The sequence below is a fragment of the Pseudoxanthomonas sp. Soil82 genome, assembly GCF_040446535.1.
Classification (GTDB): domain Bacteria; phylum Pseudomonadota; class Gammaproteobacteria; order Xanthomonadales; family Xanthomonadaceae; genus Pseudoxanthomonas; species Pseudoxanthomonas kaohsiungensis.
This window is the reverse complement of the sequence record NZ_JBEAAK010000002.1, coordinates 352,582-368,079: the sequence shown is the minus strand read 5'-3', so window position 1 is coordinate 368,079 and position 15,498 is coordinate 352,582. Positions and strand designations below refer to the sequence as shown.

Genomic DNA, 15,498 nt, shown 5'->3' with positions numbered 1-15,498 from the left:
CTGGTGAGGAAGGTCTGGCTCGCCGCCGATCCTAGCGGCACGGCCGGCGGCAGGGCTAGCCGGAGGCGCGCGCCCGCGTCGCGGGTTGCCGCATGAGGTCCCCCGCGGCTACCCTGCCGGTCGCTTCGTCCGTTGCAACCACGATGTCCCCCCGCCTTCCGAAATACTGGCCGCTGGCCGCCGCCGCATTGCTGTGCATCGTTCCCGCCGCCCACGCGCAGCGGGTCTCGGCCAAGGACAGGGCCGCCTCCGACGCGCTGGTCCAGCGCATGTCCGCCGCCGAGCAGCGCTACCGCGACGCCCTGGTGCTGGCCGCCAATGGCGATCCCAAGGGCACCACCGAGAGCAACGCGGCGCTGGAGGACATGGAGGACGTGGTCGACGCCTGCGTGAAGCAGAAGGGCTGCCCGCTGTCGGACGTGCTGGCGACCTGGAAGCGCCTGCTCAAGGCCGAGGTCGACGCCGCCGGCGAGGAGCTGGACGAGGATCCCGGCGAGGAAGGCCTGCTTGAGGCCGATACCGCGCTGGCCGCCGACATCCCCGAGGCCGCGCGCGCGGCGCGGCTGCTCGGCGACGACCATCGCCACACCTTCGACCGCATGGTCCAGTTCAACCCGGCGGTTCAGGCCGGCATCCGCCGCTGGCTGACCGACATGCGCCCGCAGCTGATGACCAGCTACGAGAACTACCGGACCATGCGCCACCTGATGTGGCCGGAGTTCGAACGCCGCGGCCTGCCGGAGGCGCTGCTGTTCGGGATCATGGCCAAGGAATCCAACGGCCGCGTGCATGCGGTCTCGCGCGCCGGCGCCGCCGGGCCGATGCAGTTCATGCCGGCCACCGGGCGCCGCTTCGGGCTCGGCCCGGACGACAGCGGTTTCGACAGCCGCTACGACCCGCGCAGCGCGGCCATGGCCAGCGCCGCCTACCTCAACGAGCGGCTGCGCCAGCTCAACAACGACCTGGAGCTGTCGCTGGCGGGCTACAACGGCGGCGAAGGCCGGGCGCTGCGCGTGCACCGGCAGAGCGGCGGCACCGGCTTCTGGAACGCCTCGGTTTACGACCAGTTCCCGGCCGAGACCCGCGATTACGTGCCGATGGTGATCGCCGCGGCGTGGATCTACCTGCACCCGCGCCAGTACGGCGTGGTCTTCCCGAAGGTCGATGCGCAGCCGGCGCAGCTCAGGCTCACGCGCCCGGCCAGCATCTACGAGCTGACCGTGTGCCTGGGCAACAGCGGCAACCGCGACGGCTACATGCGCGCGCTGCGCAACCTCAATCCGCGCTATGAAGCGGAGGCCTGGATCCCGGCCGGCACCGTGCTCAGCGCGACCACGCGCATCGTCGGCCTGTACCACCGCCATTGCGAGCACGGCCCGCGTGCCGACCTGGCCCGCGCGCTGGTGACGGCCAACGTCAATGCGGCCATCGTCAGCGACACGCCGGCCGGCAACGTCGCGGTGGGCGACCTGGTGAGCCTGCCGGGCGAGGTCGCCGCGCCGGCCCTGGCCCCGGCCCCGGCCAAGGCCAGGACGCGTACCCATCGCGTGGCCAAGGGCGACACCCTCGGTCGCATCGCCCAGCGTTACGACTGCGAAGTCAAGGCGCTGGCCCGGGCCAACGGGCTCAAGGCGCCCGCCTACAGCGTGCGCCAGGGCCAGCAACTGAAGCTGGAAGGCTGCGGATCGTAGGGGCCCATCCTCATGGGCGACCGCGGGCATCCGACCAACAGGGCGTCGTCCGTGCCGACGCCGTCGGGTCGCCGATGAATCGGCTCCTACATGGCCAGAAGCCGCCGCGCTTCCTGCAGGAGCCCATCCTCATGGGCGACCGGGGCATCCGGCCAACGAGGCGTCGTCCGTGCCGACGCCGTCGTGTCGCCGATGAATCGGCTCCTACATGGCCAGAAGCCGCCGCGCTCCCTGTAGGAGCCCATCCTCATGGGCGACCGCGGGCATCCGGCCAACGGGGCGTCGTCCATGCCGACGCCGTCGGGTCGCCGATGAATCGGCTCCTACATGGCCAGAAGCCGCCGCGCTTCCTGTAGGAGCCCATCCTCATGGGCGACCGCGGGCATCCGACCAACGGGGCGTCGTCCGTGCCGACGCAGTCGGGTCGCCGATGAATCGGCTCCCACATGGTGAGAAGCCGCTGCACTCCCTGTAGGAGCCCATCCTCATGGGCGACCGGGTGTCGGCCCGCAAGGGCGTCGCCAGTGCGCCCGCGCCGCGGACGGACCGGCGTCTAGGGTCGATACGCCAGGGCCTGCCCCAGCCGCACCGGTGACTCGGCCGCCAGGCCGGGTGCCAGCGTCGCCGCGCCCGGCGGCAACAGCACCACCACCGTGGAGCCGTAGTTGAACCGCGCCATCTCGGCGAAGCGCTCCAGCACGATGCCCTTGCCGCGCCAGTCCTTGCGGGTGACGTCGTCGCCGTAGGCGGGGATCTCCTCGCCGCTCCACACCGTTTCCACACCCGAGACCAGCAGTGCGCCGACCATCACGGAGGCCATCGGTCCGAAGTCGGTGTCGAAATGGCAAACCAGCCGCTCGTTGCGCGCGAACAGCCGCGGCACCCCGCGCACGGCGGCCGGGCCGACGCTGAAAAGTCGGCCGGGCACGTGCACCGTTTCGCGCAGGACCCCGGTCCAGGGCATGTGCACGCGGTGGTAGTCGCGCGGCGACAGGTACACGGTGGCGAAGCTGCCGCCGGCGAACACGCGCGCGGCCTCGGCATCGCCGAGCAGCTCGGCGGCGGTGAACGACTGGCCCTTGGCCTGGAAGATGCGGCCGTCGGCCTCGATCGCACCGAGCTGGCTGATCCGCCCGTCGGCCGGCATCAGCAGCGCGCGCGGATCCGGATCCGGGGTGCGCGCACCCGGCTTGAGCGCGCGGGTGAAGAACGCATTGAAGCTGGGATAGGCGCCCGGGTCCGGCTGCGCCGCCTCGGCCAGGTCGACGTCGAAGCGGCGCACCACGGTGTCGATGAAGCGCTGCTTGAGCCAGGGATTCTCCGAATACGCGGCGCTGCGCGCGATCGAGCACAGCAGCCGGTGCGGCAGGGCCCAGCTCAGCGTGGTCAGCAGGCTCATGGCGCGCGGTCCGCGGAGGTCAGGCGAGCCAGGTCGTCGGCGATGGCCGCCGGCTTGAACGGCGGGCGGATCAGCCCGGCCAGGCGGCCCTGCGGATCGAGCAAGGCGATATTGGCCGAGTGGTCGACGCTGTAGTCCTGCGGGTTCTGGTCGAAGCCCTTGCCGGGCACCTTCATGAAGACGAAGCCGATCGAGGTGGCGAACTTCTCCAGCGCCGGCACGTCGGCGGTCGCGGCCAGGGTGTCCGGGTGGAAGGCGTGGGCGTATTCGCCGGCCTTGCCAGGGGTGTCGCGCTCCGGGTCCACCGACACGAACAGTACGCGCGGGCGGGTCGATTCGGGCAGCGCTTCCCACTGCTTCTGCGCCTGCGCCAGTTCGGCCAGGGTGGTGGGGCACACGTCCGGGCAGAAGGTGAAGCCCAGGAACACCAGGGTCCAATGCCCGGCGAGCTCGCCCGGCACCAGCGGCGTGCCGTCGGACTGGCGCAGGTTGAACGGCGGCAGCTCGCGCGGCTGCGGCAGCAGGGTCACCGCCTGCAGCGGCGGCGCCTCCGGCGCGCGCTCGGCGCCGAGGAAATGGAAGGCTGCCAGCAGGCCCAGGCCGGCGGCCAGTGCGGCGACCAGGATGTAGCCGAAGGTGCGGTTGAACATGCGGTCCAGCGTCCGGAAAGGGTTTTCGTGCCGGCCATGATAGCGGCAGGGGCGGGTGCGGGCCGTCGATGGCCTATAATCGCGGCCCGTTTCCGACCCGGCCGCCATGCGCGGCGCCGCGCCATGACCGCCGATCCGGCCGCTGAGCTGCACACGATCATCGACCTGATCCGCTACGGCGGCAGCCGCTTCAACGAGGCCGGCCTGACCTTCGGCCACAGCTACGACAACGCGATGGACGAGGCCACGCAGCTGGTCCTGCACGCGCTGCACCTGCCGCACGACCTGAGCCCGGTCTACGGCCAGTCGCGGCTGACCACGCGCGAGAAGCACCGGATCCTGGCCCTGTTCCAGCGCCGCATCGACGAGCGCGTACCGGCCGCCTACCTCACCGGCGAGGCCTGGTTCGCCGGGTTGAGCTTCAAGAGCGATGCGCGCGCGCTGGTGCCGCGCTCGCCGATCGCCGAGCTGATCGAGTCGGGCTTCGAGCCGTGGCTGGGCGGGCGCGAAGTGCGCCACGCGCTGGACCTGTGCACCGGCTCGGGCTGCATCGCCATTGCGATGGGCCACCACAACCCGGACTGGCAGGTCGACGGCGTGGACATCAGCGACGACGCGCTGGCCCTGGCCGCCGAGAACAAGGCGCGCCTGCACGCCGACAACGTGACCCTGCTCAAGTCCGACCTGTTCGCCGGGCTGACCGGGCGCCACTACGAGCTGATCGTCACCAATCCGCCGTACGTGACCGACGACGAGACGGACGCGCTGCCCCGCGAGTACTCGTACGAGCCGGAACTGGGCTTGCGTGCCGGCCCGGACGGGCTGGACCTGGTGCTGAAGATCCTGCGCGACGCGCCGCTGCACCTGTCGCAGGACGGCCTGCTGATCTGCGAGGTCGGCGAATCGGAGCGGCACCTGGTCAGGCTGCTGCCGGAGCTGGACCTGGCCTGGATCGAGTTCAAGGTCGGGCAGATGGGCATCTTCGCGGTCGAATGCCGCGAGCTGATCGCGCACAACGCGCGCATCGCCGAGCTGGCTGCGGCGCGGGGTTGAGGCGGGCAGGTGGTGCGTCGGCTGCGGCCGTACCGCCTGCTTCCCATGGTCTAGAAGCAGGAGAGCGGGCTCCGGAAGGGCGTCCGCCAGCGCACGGGGGTGTGGGCCATCCCCCATGCGGCGGCGGACGCCCTTCCGGAGTCCGCGCATTTGCTCCTGGCGTACGTGGCCTGCGGAAAACCGTTGCCAAGGCAACATTTCCGCCAGCCCTGCCGCACTGCAGCAGTGGCGCCCGATATGCGATCCTTGCCCGTCTTCCCACCGGTTCCCCTCCGCGGAGCGGCGTCTTGAGCAGCAACACCTTCGGCAAGCTGTTGTCGGTCACCACCTTCGGCGAATCGCATGGCCCGGCCATCGGCTGCGTCGTCGATGGTTGCCCGCCCGGGCTGGAGATCGCGCCGGAGGAGTTCGCCCACGATCTGGAGCGGCGCGCCACCGGCAAGAGCCGCCACACCTCCGCGCGGCGCGAGGCCGACGAGGTCGAGATCCTGTCCGGCGTTTACGAAGGCCGCACCACCGGCACGCCGATCGCGCTGCTGATCCGCAACACCGACGCGCGCAGCAAGGACTACGCCAGCATCGCCGCGCAGTTCCGCCCCGGCCATGCCGACTACACCTACTGGCAGAAGTACGGCATCCGCGACCCTCGCGGCGGTGGCCGCAGTTCGGCGCGCGAAACCACCATGCGCGTGGCCGCCGCGGTGATCGCCAAGAAGTGGCTGCGCCAGCGCTACGGCGTCTCCGTGCGCGGCTTCCTGGCCCAGCTCGGCGAGGTCAGGCCCGCGGGCTTCGAATGGAGCGCGGTGGAGGGCAACCCGTTCTTCTGGCCGCATGCGGCACAGGTGCCGGAACTCGAGGCGTACATGGACGCGCTGCGCAAGTCCGGCGATTCGGTCGGCGCGCGCGTCACCGTGGTGGCCGACGGCGTGCCGCCGGGCTGGGGCGAGCCGATCTACGGCAAGCTCGACGGCGACCTGGCCGCCGCGCTGATGAGCATCAACGCGGTCAAGGGCGTGGAGATCGGCGACGGCTTCGACGTCGTCGCGCAGAAGGGCACCGTGCACCGCGACCTGATCGCGCCGGAGGGCTTCGCCAGCAACCATGCCGGCGGCATCCTCGGCGGCATCTCCACCGGCCAGCAGGTGGTGGCTTCGATCGCGCTCAAGCCGACGTCGAGCCTGCGCCTGCCCGGGCCAACGGTCGACGTGCACGGCGATCCGGTCGAAGTGGTCACCACCGGCCGCCATGATCCCTGCGTCGGCATCCGCGCCACCCCCATCGCCGAGGCGATGGTCGCGCTGGTGCTGATGGACCAGGCCCTGCGCCACCGCGCCCAGTGCGGGGATGTCGGCGAGGTCGCCCCGCGGATCCCGGCCGGTTCCGGCCTGGGCGAAGGCGGGCAGGACTAGGCCATGGCCGTCGCGCGTCCCCGTGTCTGGGTGTCGCAGCCGCTGTTCGACGACATCGTCGACCAGCTGGCCGCGCACTGCGACGTGGACGCCGTGGCGACGGTCACCGAACACGCGCCGGCCGACGTGGCCGCGGCGCTGCGCGACGCCGACGGCGCGCTGGTCACCCTCAACGAAAGCATTGGCGCGGCCGAGCTGGCCACCGCGCCGCGACTGCGCGCGATCGCCAATGTCGGCGTCGGTTACAACAACCTGGACATCGATGCGCTCGATGCGCGCGGCATCATCGCGACCAACACGCCCGAGGTGCTGACCGAGACCACGGCCGACCTGGGTTTCGCCCTGCTGATGGCGGCCGCGCGCCGGATCACCGAATCCGAGCGCTGGCTGCGCGAGGGGCAATGGAAGCAGTGGTCGTTCTCGACCATGCTCGGCGCCGACATCCATGGCAGCACGCTGGGCATCCTGGGCATGGGCCGGATCGGGCAGGCCATCGCCCGCCGCGGCCACCACGGGTTCGGCATGAAGGTGCTGTACCACAACCGGTCGCGCCTGCCCGAAACAGTCGAGCGCCAGGTCGGCGCGCGCCACGTGGGATTCGACGAACTGCTGGCGCAGGCCGACCACCTGGTGCTGGTGCTGCCGTACTCGGCGGCCAGCCACCACATCATCGATGCCGCCGCACTGGCGAAGATGAAGCCCACCGCCACGCTGGTGAACATCGCCCGCGGCGGCCTGGTCGATGAACTGGCCCTGGCCGATGCGCTGGCCAACGGCCGCCTGGCCGCGGCCGGACTGGACGTCTACGAAGGCGAGCCCGCGGTGCGTGCGGAGCTGCTGGCGCTGCGCAACGTGGTGCTGACCCCGCACATCGGCAGCGCCAGCCTGGCCACGCGCCGGGCGATGGTGCAGCTGGCGGCGGACAACCTGGTCGCCGCGCTGGGGTTCGGCCCGAACGCGGGCAATCCGCCCACGCCGGTCACCGCCAAGAAAACGACCATCGCCACTGCCGGCATTACCGGCGCGGGCAAAACCGCGGCCGGCAAACGGTAGGGAACCTCCCAGGCGCTCGACGACACAGCCGAGCCGCATCCCCGGAAGAGGTTCCCCGAACCCGGCCCGCACGCGCGCACCGCGCGACACCGCATCCAACGATCCCGATTACAGAACGGAACCGAGAACACCCATGAGCACTGCAGAACGTCGTTTCACCGTCGCCGTCGTTGGCGCCACCGGCGCAGTCGGCGAGACCATGCTGTCCATCCTGGCCGAGCGCCAGTTCCCCGTCGGCGAGCTGGTCGCCCTGGCCTCGGAGCGATCGGCCGGCGGCGAGGTCGACTTCGGCGGCCGCAAGGTGCCGGTGCGCGACCTGGCCACCTTCGACCCCACGGGCGTGGATATCGCCCTGTTCTCGGCCGGCGGCAGCGTCTCCAAGGAGTACGGCCCGAAGTTCGCCGCCGCCGGCGCGGTGGTGATCGACAACTCCTCGGCCTTCCGCTACGACGACGACGTGCCGCTGGTGGTCTCCGAGGTCAACCCGGAGGCGGCGAAGCAGCGCCCGCGCGGCATCATCGCCAACCCCAACTGCTCGACCATGCAGATGCTGGTCGCGCTGGCGCCGATCCACCGCGAGTACGGCATCGAGCGGATCAACGTGGCCACCTACCAGTCGGTGTCCGGCGCCGGCCGTTCGGCGCTGGAGGAGCTGGGCCGCCAGACCGGCGCGCTGCTCAATTTCCAGGACGCCGACCCGCAGCGCTTCCCGGTGCAGATCGCCTTCAACCTGATCCCGCACATCGACGACTTCCAGGACAACGGCTACACCAAGGAAGAGATGAAGCTGGTCTGGGAGACGCGCAAGATCCTCGGCGACGACAGCATCCAGGTGAACCCGACCGCCGTGCGCGTGCCGGTGTTCTTCGGCCACTCCGAGGCGGTGGCGATCGAGACGAGGAAGAAGGTCACCCCCGAGGCCGCGCGCGCGCTGCTCGAGCAGTCGCCCGGCGTGGAAGTGGTCGACGAGCGCAAGGCCGGGGGCTACCCGACCCCGGTGACCCATGCCTCGGGCAACGACGCGGTCTACGTCGGCCGGATCCGCGAGGACTTTTCGCACCCGCGCGGCCTGAACCTGTGGATCGTCTCGGACAACATCCGCAAGGGCGCCGCGCTCAATGCGGTGCAGGTGGCCGAGCTGGTCGCGCAGGAAGGCTGAGCGCGGCCCGGCCCAGGCAGCGATCCGGCGCCATCATGTAGAGCGGGGCTTGCCCCGCTGCTCTCGATGGCGACATAACGGCAAGCGCAGCGGGGCGAGCCCCGCTCTACGACGGCACCGGCCGCCGGGCGACCTCCTGGCCGGGTGCCGGGGGTCGGCTGCTAACCAGGCGGGGTGTCCGCTATAGTGCGCCGCATGAGAATCAGGGGACCGGGCGCCACGCGCCCATGGCACTGGCTGCTGGCCATCGGCCTGTCGCTGCTCAGCGGCGGCGCGATGGCGCTCGGACTGGGCCAGATCCGGGTGCTGTCGGCGCCCGGCCAGCCGCTGCTGGCCGAGATCCCGATCATCTCCAACGAGCCGGGCGAGCTGGAGAACGCGCGCGCGCGGCTGGCTTCGCCGGAAACCTTCGCCCGGGTCGGCCTGCAGCCGCCTTCGGGCCTGGTCAGCGACCTGCAGTTCGAGATCGTCGCCGACGCGCAGGGGCGCGCGGTGGTCCGCGTCACCAGCAGCGCACCGGTCGACGTGCCGTCGCTGGGCTTCCTGGTCGAGGTCGATTGGGGCCAGGGCCGGCTGGTCCGCGAATACTCGGCCCTGGTGTCCGCACCGCAGACCGCCGCGGCGATCGAAGCGCCGGTGATCGAGGCGCCGCGCGCGATGCCTTCCGATGCGATCGTGCGCGAACCGCAGCCGGCGGCCGTAGCCGCCGAGGCCGAGGCCGTGCCCGCGGAACCCGTCGCCCCCGCGCCGGCGGCGCCCACCGCGCCCCGCGCCATGGCGAGCCCCGTCGCGCCCGCCGCCCCCGGGGAGCTCCTGGTGCGGGTCGAGCGTGGCCAGACCCTGTCCCAGGTCGCCGCCGGCATGGACCGCGGCGGACGCACCATCAACGAAGCGATGGTGGCCCTGCTGCGCGCCAATCCCGAGGCGTTCATCGGCGGCAACATCCATCGCGTCCGCGCAGGGGCCGAATTGCGCATGCCCGGCGATGCCGATTTCGGCCAGGCCGATGCGGCCGGCGCCGCGGCCCTGGTCCGCGAACAGACCGCGCAGTGGCGCCAGGCTGCGCGGCCGGTCCTGCAACCGGCCGAGGCAGGCGCGGCGACGGCGACCGCGTCGGTTGCCGACAGCCCGGCGGCGCCGTCGGCCAATGCGCCTTCCGGTGCGCGGCTCGAAATCGCACCGGCGGTCGCGGCGTCGGGTACCCAGGCAACAGAATCCGGACTCGGTACCGGTGGCGAGGGCGACATGCTGGCAAACGAACAACTGCGCCAGGCCCAGGAAGACCTGGCCACGCGCGACTCGGAACTGGCGGAGCTGCGCAGCCGGGTCGAGGAACTGGAGAAGATGCAGCAGCAGCAGCTCAAGCTGATCGAGCTCAAGGACAGCGAGCTGGCGGCCGCGCAGCAGACCCTGGCGCGGACCAACGCCGCCAGCGCCGCCCAGGGTGGCGATTCCGCCGCCCCTGCCTGGCTGTGGGCCGGTGCCGGCCTGCTGGTGCTCGCCGCACTGGCCTGGTGGTTCGCGCGCCGGCCCAAGCCGAGTCCGATTCCGTCTTCGCGTGGCCGCGGTTTCGATGCCGCGGCGCTGGCCGCGGCGCTGCCGCAACCGGCGTCCGACCCGGCGCTGGCGGTCGACGCCCCGGAGGAGGCACACCACGCACCGGAAGACGTCTCTTACCCGGCCCAGGCACATCCCGACGACGGCGCCGTGCCGGCATGGCACACCGGTGCCGCCGCGGGCGCGGGGATCGGCCTGGCTTCGTTGAATCCGTCCCCGGCTGGCCGCGAGCGCCTGGAACTGGCGATCGCCTACCTGGACCTGGGCGACGTGGAGACCGCGCGCTCGCTGCTGCACGAAGTGGCCGCCGGACATGACCCGTCCGCGCGCGACGAAGCGGCGCAGCTGCTGCGCGAGATCGGCTGAGCGGGAAGCGTCAGCCATGCGTTATGCGCTGGGCGTCGAGTACGACGGCAGCGGCTTCCAGGGATGGCAGGGACTGGGGCCGTCCGGGCCGCCGACCGTGCAGGCCGCGCTCGAGGCCGCGCTGTCCTCGGTGGCCGACCAGGCCATCACCGTGACCTGTGCGGGTCGCACCGATGCCGGCGTCCATGCCGAATGCCAGGTCGTGCACTTCGACAGCACCGCGCAGCGCGATCCGCGCGCGTGGACCCTGGGCGTCACCGGCCGGCTGCCGCCGGCCGTGTGCGTGCGCTGGTGCGTGCCGGTGCCGCTGGAATTCAACGCGCGTTTCTCGGCGCGGGCGCGCCGCTACCGCTACCGGCTGGTCAACCGCCAGGTCCGGCCGGCGCTCTATCGGCACATGATGGCGTGGGAGCGGCGGCGGCTGGATGCGGAGGCCATGCACCGCGCCGCCCAGGCGCTGCTGGGCGAGAACGACTTCAGCGCCTTCCGCACCGTGCACTGCCAGGCGCCGCACGCCCGTCGCGACCTGCAGGAGGTGCTGGTGCGCCGGGTCGGCGAGGTGGTCGAGATCGAAGTCCAGGCCAACGCATTCCTCCATCACATGGTCCGGAATATCGTGGGCTCGCTGCTGGAAGTGGGCGCGGGCGTGCGTGACGAGGGCTGGATCGCCCGCCTGCTGGCCGGGCGCGACCGCACCCTGGCCGGCCCGACCGCGCCGCCGCAGGGGCTGGTGTTCCTGCACCCCCTGTATCCACGAGAATGGGGCCTGCCCGAGGAGGTGAGCCTGTGAACCGCACGCTGTACAGAACCCGGATCAAGTTCTGCGGCCTGACCCGCCCCGGCGACGTGCGCCTGGCCGGCGAACTCGGCGTGGACGCGGTCGGCTTCGTCTTCGCCCCCGACAGCCCGCGCCGGTTGACCGCCGTCGAGGCGCGCCAGTTGCGGCTGGCGCTGGCGCCGATGGTCAGCGTGGTCGCGCTGTTTCGCGACAATTCCGCCGCCGAGGTACGCGAGGTGGTGCGCCAGTTGCGTCCGTCGGTGCTGCAGTTCCATGGCAACGAGGACGACGCGTTTTGCCGCGCGTTCCGGGTGCCCTGGATGAAGGCGATCCCGATGGCGAACGGCGACGCCTGGGATGCGCGCACGCTGCAGCAGCGCTGGCCCCATGCCGATGGCTTCCTGTTCGACAGCCATGGCGGGGGCAAGGGTGGCGGCACCGGCAAGGCGTTCGACTGGAGCCGCATTCCGACCGGCCTGCACCGGCCGTTCGTGCTGGCCGGCGGCATCACGCCGGACAACGTTTTCGACGCGATCCACGCCACCCTGCCGTGGGCGGTCGACGTGGCCAGCGGCATCGAGGTGTCGCCGGGCATCAAGGACGGCGAGAAGATGCGCCGGTTCGTCGCCGAAGTGCGCCGCGCCGACTGCGCCGAGCTCGATTGAGCCGGGCAGGTCTCCAGCCCCGCGCACCGTTCGGACACCTCACCGGCCTGGCTGCAGCTCCGTGCGCAGCCACGCTGCCAGCGCCGGGATCCGCGCGTCGTCGCTGCCGCGCGTCGTGCACAGGGCCCACTGCCCGCCTGTTTCGACGAAGCCCCAGGGCGCGGCCAGGCGGCCCTGGTCGAGGTCGGCCTGGACCAGCTCCAGCGGCGCGATCGCCACCCCCAGCCCGGCCACGGCAGCCTCCAGCAGGTAGGTCAGGTGCTCGAACCCGGTGCCGGCGTTGGCATCGGCAGTTTCCAGGCCGTGCGCGGCGAACCAGCGCGGCCATGCCTGCGGCCGCGACCGTGTGTGCAGCCGCGGCGCGCCCAGCAATGCCGAAGGCGGCGCGTCCTGCAACGCCGCCAGCTGCGCATGGCGCGGGCTCAGGACCGGACCGATCCGCTCCGGCGCCAGCGCATGCACCTGCCAGGACGAGGGCCACGGCGCTTCCCCGAGCAGCAGCGCCGCATCCAGTCCGGACAGCGCCGGATCGAAGCCTTCGCGCGCGGAGAAGTGCAGGGTGAGCGCCGGCAGCTCGGCCGACAGCCGCTCCAGGCGGGGGATCGCCCAGCGCGCCAACAGGCTGCCCGGGCAGCCCAGCACGAGCGCGGCCGCCGGTTCGCGCGCACGCTGCAGCGCTCCCCAGGTCGCCTGCAGGGTGGCGAACGCATCGCCGGCGGCATCACGCAGGCGCAGGCCGCGCGCGGTCAGGGCCAGGCCGCGCCCCTCCCGCTCGAACAGTGGCGCGCCGAGCGCCTCTTCCAGGCTGCGGACATGGCGGCTGATCGCGCCGTGGGTGACGTGCAGTTCGGCCGCCGCCCGGCTCAGGCTGCCCAGCCGGGCCGCCGCCTCGAAGGCGCGCAGGGCGTTGAGCGGGGGCAGGGTCCGCGACATGTGACTTTTCCTGAAGAGTCGTGCCAATAGTATCGGTTTCCAGGCGATGAATCGTGCGCTAGGCTGACATCCCGTAGCGCCCCTCCGGACTCTTCATGCCGTCGCCTGCCGACTACCACGCCTATCCCGACGCCGCCGGCCACTTCGGCCGCCACGGTGGCCGCTTCGTCGCCGAGACCCTGGTCGGCCCGCTGCAGGAGCTGGCCGCCGCCTACGACGCGGCCCGGGTCGACCCGGAGTTCATCGCCGCCTTCGAGAAGGACCTCAAGCACTACGTCGGCCGCCCCAGCCCGATCTACCACGCCCAGCGCCTGAGCCGGGAAGTGGGCGGCGCGCAGATCCTGCTCAAGCGCGAGGACCTGAACCACACCGGCGCGCACAAGATCAACAACACCATCGGCCAGGCGCTGCTGGCCTCGCGGATGGGCAAGAAGCGGATCATCGCCGAGACCGGCGCCGGCCAGCACGGCGTGGCCAGCGCCACCGTGGCCACGCGCCTGGGCCTGGAGTGCGTGGTCTACATGGGCGCCACCGACATCGAGCGGCAGAAGATCAACGTCTATCGGATGAAGCTGCTCGGTGCGACCGTGGTCCCGGTCACCAGCGGTTCGGCCACGCTCAAGGACGCGCTCAACGAGGCCATGCGCGACTGGGTGACCAACGTGCAGGACACGTTCTACATCATCGGCACGGTCGCGGGCCCGGATCCGTATCCGCGCATGGTCCGCGACTTCAACGCGGTGGTCGGCCGCGAGGCGAGGGCGCAGATGCTGGCCGACTACGGCCGCCTGCCCGACGCGATCACCGCCTGCGTCGGCGGCGGCAGCAACGCGATCGGCCTGTTCCATGCCTTCCTCAACGACGCCCCGGTGCGGATTGTTGGGGCCGAGGCGGCGGGCGACGGCATCGAGACCGGGCGCCATGCCTCGTCGCTGGCTGCCGGGCGGGTCGGGGTACTGCACGGCAACCGCACCTACGTGATCTGCGACGACGACGGGCAGATCATCGAAACCCACTCGATCTCCGCAGGCCTGGACTATCCGGGCGTCGGCCCCGAGCACGCGTTCCTGAAGGACAGCGGCCGCGCCGAGTACGTCGGCGTCACCGACGAGGAGGCGCTGGCCGCGTTCCACAGGCTCACCCGGACCGAGGGCATCCTGCCGGCGCTCGAATCCAGCCACGCGGTCGCCCAGGCGATCAAGCTGGCGCGCGAGCTGCCGCGCGATGCGCTGGTGCTGTGCAACCTGTCCGGTCGTGGCGACAAGGACGTGCACACCATCGCCGCACGCGAAGGCATCACCTTGTAGGAGCCGATTCATCGGCGACCCGATCCCCCTCCAACGCCGCCACCCAACGCGACGCCTGGCGAACAGGCGTCCACCCGTGCCCCGACAGGCGCGACCCCGGACCCACAGGCCACCCATGAGCCGCTTCGAGAACAAGTTCGCGCAACTGCGCGCCGCCGGCCGCAAGGCCCTGATCCCCTTTTTTACCGCCGGCGACCCGTCGCTGGAAGCGACCGTGCCGGTGATGCACGCGCTGGTGGAGGCCGGCGCCGATGTCATCGAGCTGGGCGTGGCGTTTTCCGATCCGATGGCCGACGGCCCGGTGATCCAGCGCAGCTCCGAGCGCGCGCTGGCGCGTGGTGCGGGTACCGGCTACGTGTTCGAATGCGTGCGCCGCTTCCGCCAGCGCGATGCCGATACGCCGGTGGTGCTGATGGGGTACCTCAATCCGCTGGAGATCCGCGGCGCGGCGCGCTTCGCCCGCGAGGCGGTCGCCGCCGGCGTCGATGGCGTGCTGCTGGTCGACCTGCCGCCGGAAGAGGCGGGCGAATTCCAGCAGGCCTTCGATGCCGCCGGCCTGGCCCTGGTGATGCTGGCCTCGCCGACGACCTCGCCGGCGCGCGCGGCGATGCTGAGCGCGAACGCGCAAGGCTATCTCTACTACGTCAGCTACGCCGGCGTGACCGGAGCGGATCGCCTGGACACGCAGGTTGCCGGTCGCCGGCTGCAGGAGCTGCGCGCCGCGGCGAAGGTGCCGGTGGTGGCCGGGTTCGGCATCAAGGATGCCGCCAGCGCCGCGGCGATGGCGGTCGACGCCGATGGCGTGGTGGTCGGCAGCGCGCTGGTGTCGATGCTGGCCGATGCGGCGGATCCGGAGGCGGCCGCGGGGCGGGCGCGCGAGTTCCTGGCGCCATTGCGGCAGGCCGTGGACGCGGGCTGAGCCTGAGGGAGCGGATGCAGTAGCAACTGCAGTGGGGTGCGCGGGCTTCGGAGGGAGTCCGCCGTCGCCTGGGGGAATGGCCCATCCCTCGGGACGACATCCTGTCTTTACTCGGGTCGTGGCACATCCATGTGCCACTTGGTCCATTCCCCCAGGCAACGACGGACTTCCGTGGGGTTCCGGCTCGTCACTTCGTCCTGCACGAAGAATCCTCGGTGGTCACAGCCACGGCCACGGCCACCGACACCGACACCGACACCGACACCGACACCGTCCTGCTCGTTGGGAGGGGGCCGCTGGCGTCATGGACAACAAGCTATGGTCTTGCCGCTTTGAAGGACGTCGCCGAAGACACCCACCCGGACGCCGCCGACGGCCGTCGTTGCCGCAGGGGATGGCCCAAGTGGCACATGGATGTGCCACGGCCCTTCGTAAAGACAGGACGTCGTCCCGAAGGGTGGGCCATCCCCTGCGGCAACGGCGGACTCCTTCCGGAGCCAACGCCGCAAGATGCTTTTCGCAGTTGCAGTGCAGTTGCAGTTGAGGTCGCAACGGCAAC

At 71.5% G+C, this 15,498-nt stretch carries 13 protein-coding genes; 10 read left to right on the top strand and 3 right to left on the bottom strand.

What is annotated here, in order from left to right:
• Positions 1–143 precede the first annotated feature (143 nt).
• On the top strand, positions 144–1,691 hold the full coding sequence (locus ABKA19_RS07135; protein ID WP_353688327.1) for a transglycosylase SLT domain-containing protein: 1,548 nt from the start codon (positions 144–146) through the stop codon (positions 1,689–1,691).
• Between the two features lie 553 nt (positions 1,692–2,244).
• Here ABKA19_RS07135 and asd read toward each other — a convergent pair.
• A complete protein-coding gene (asd, locus tag ABKA19_RS07130; RefSeq protein ID WP_353688326.1) occupies positions 2,245–3,090 on the bottom strand; it encodes an archaetidylserine decarboxylase in 846 nt (281 codons plus the stop codon).
• The gene (locus ABKA19_RS07125) at positions 3,087–3,740 is read right to left on the bottom strand and encodes an SCO family protein (protein WP_353688325.1); all 654 of its coding nucleotides are present in this window, start codon (positions 3,738–3,740) and stop codon (positions 3,087–3,089) included. Before ABKA19_RS07125 ends, asd begins: the two co-directional genes overlap by 4 nt.
• A gap of 123 nt (positions 3,741–3,863) precedes the next feature.
• Here ABKA19_RS07125 and prmB point away from each other — a divergent pair, with 123 nt between their 5' ends.
• The 7 genes from prmB (at position 3,864) to ABKA19_RS07090 (ending at position 11,780) form a co-directional block, all read left to right on the top strand.
• On the top strand, positions 3,864–4,793 hold the full coding sequence (prmB, locus tag ABKA19_RS07120) for a 50S ribosomal protein L3 N(5)-glutamine methyltransferase (protein WP_162377266.1): 930 nt from the start codon (positions 3,864–3,866) through the stop codon (positions 4,791–4,793).
• A 287-nt stretch (positions 4,794–5,080) separates the two neighbouring features.
• Positions 5,081–6,202 carry a chorismate synthase gene (gene aroC, locus ABKA19_RS07115; protein WP_353688324.1) on the top strand — a complete coding sequence of 374 codons (1,122 nt, stop codon included), beginning with the start codon at positions 5,081–5,083 and terminating at the stop codon, positions 6,200–6,202.
• A 3-nt stretch (positions 6,203–6,205) separates the two neighbouring features.
• Positions 6,206–7,255, top strand: a complete 1,050-nt coding sequence (locus ABKA19_RS07110; protein ID WP_353688323.1) for a 2-hydroxyacid dehydrogenase — start codon at positions 6,206–6,208, stop codon at positions 7,253–7,255.
• Positions 7,256–7,388: 133 nt separating this feature from the next.
• On the top strand, positions 7,389–8,414 hold the full coding sequence (locus ABKA19_RS07105) for an aspartate-semialdehyde dehydrogenase (protein WP_353688322.1): 1,026 nt from the start codon (positions 7,389–7,391) through the stop codon (positions 8,412–8,414).
• 195 nt (positions 8,415–8,609) lie between these two features.
• Complete coding sequence (locus ABKA19_RS07100) at positions 8,610–10,337, top strand: type IV pilus assembly protein FimV (RefSeq protein ID WP_353688321.1); 1,728 nt, start codon at positions 8,610–8,612, stop codon at positions 10,335–10,337.
• A 16-nt stretch (positions 10,338–10,353) separates the two neighbouring features.
• The gene (truA, locus tag ABKA19_RS07095; RefSeq protein WP_353688320.1) at positions 10,354–11,127 is read left to right on the top strand and encodes a tRNA pseudouridine(38-40) synthase TruA; all 774 of its coding nucleotides are present in this window, start codon (positions 10,354–10,356) and stop codon (positions 11,125–11,127) included.
• Positions 11,124–11,780 carry a phosphoribosylanthranilate isomerase gene (locus tag ABKA19_RS07090; RefSeq protein WP_353688319.1) on the top strand — a complete coding sequence of 219 codons (657 nt, stop codon included), beginning with the start codon at positions 11,124–11,126 and terminating at the stop codon, positions 11,778–11,780. The genes truA and ABKA19_RS07090 overlap by 4 nt, the downstream gene beginning before the upstream one ends.
• A gap of 39 nt (positions 11,781–11,819) precedes the next feature.
• Here ABKA19_RS07090 and ABKA19_RS07085 read toward each other — a convergent pair whose 3' ends face one another.
• A complete protein-coding gene (locus ABKA19_RS07085) occupies positions 11,820–12,713 on the bottom strand; it encodes a LysR family transcriptional regulator (protein WP_353688318.1) in 894 nt (297 codons plus the stop codon).
• A 95-nt stretch (positions 12,714–12,808) separates the two neighbouring features.
• Between ABKA19_RS07085 and trpB the strand changes: the two genes are divergently transcribed.
• Together trpB and trpA are read left to right on the top strand one after the other, a co-directional pair.
• Complete coding sequence (gene trpB / locus ABKA19_RS07080) at positions 12,809–14,020, top strand: tryptophan synthase subunit beta (protein ID WP_353688317.1); 1,212 nt, start codon at positions 12,809–12,811, stop codon at positions 14,018–14,020.
• A gap of 115 nt (positions 14,021–14,135) precedes the next feature.
• Positions 14,136–14,939, top strand: coding sequence for a tryptophan synthase subunit alpha (gene trpA, locus ABKA19_RS07075; RefSeq protein WP_353688316.1), 804 nt, complete (start codon positions 14,136–14,138; stop codon positions 14,937–14,939).
• Positions 14,940–15,498: the final 559 nt, after the last annotated feature.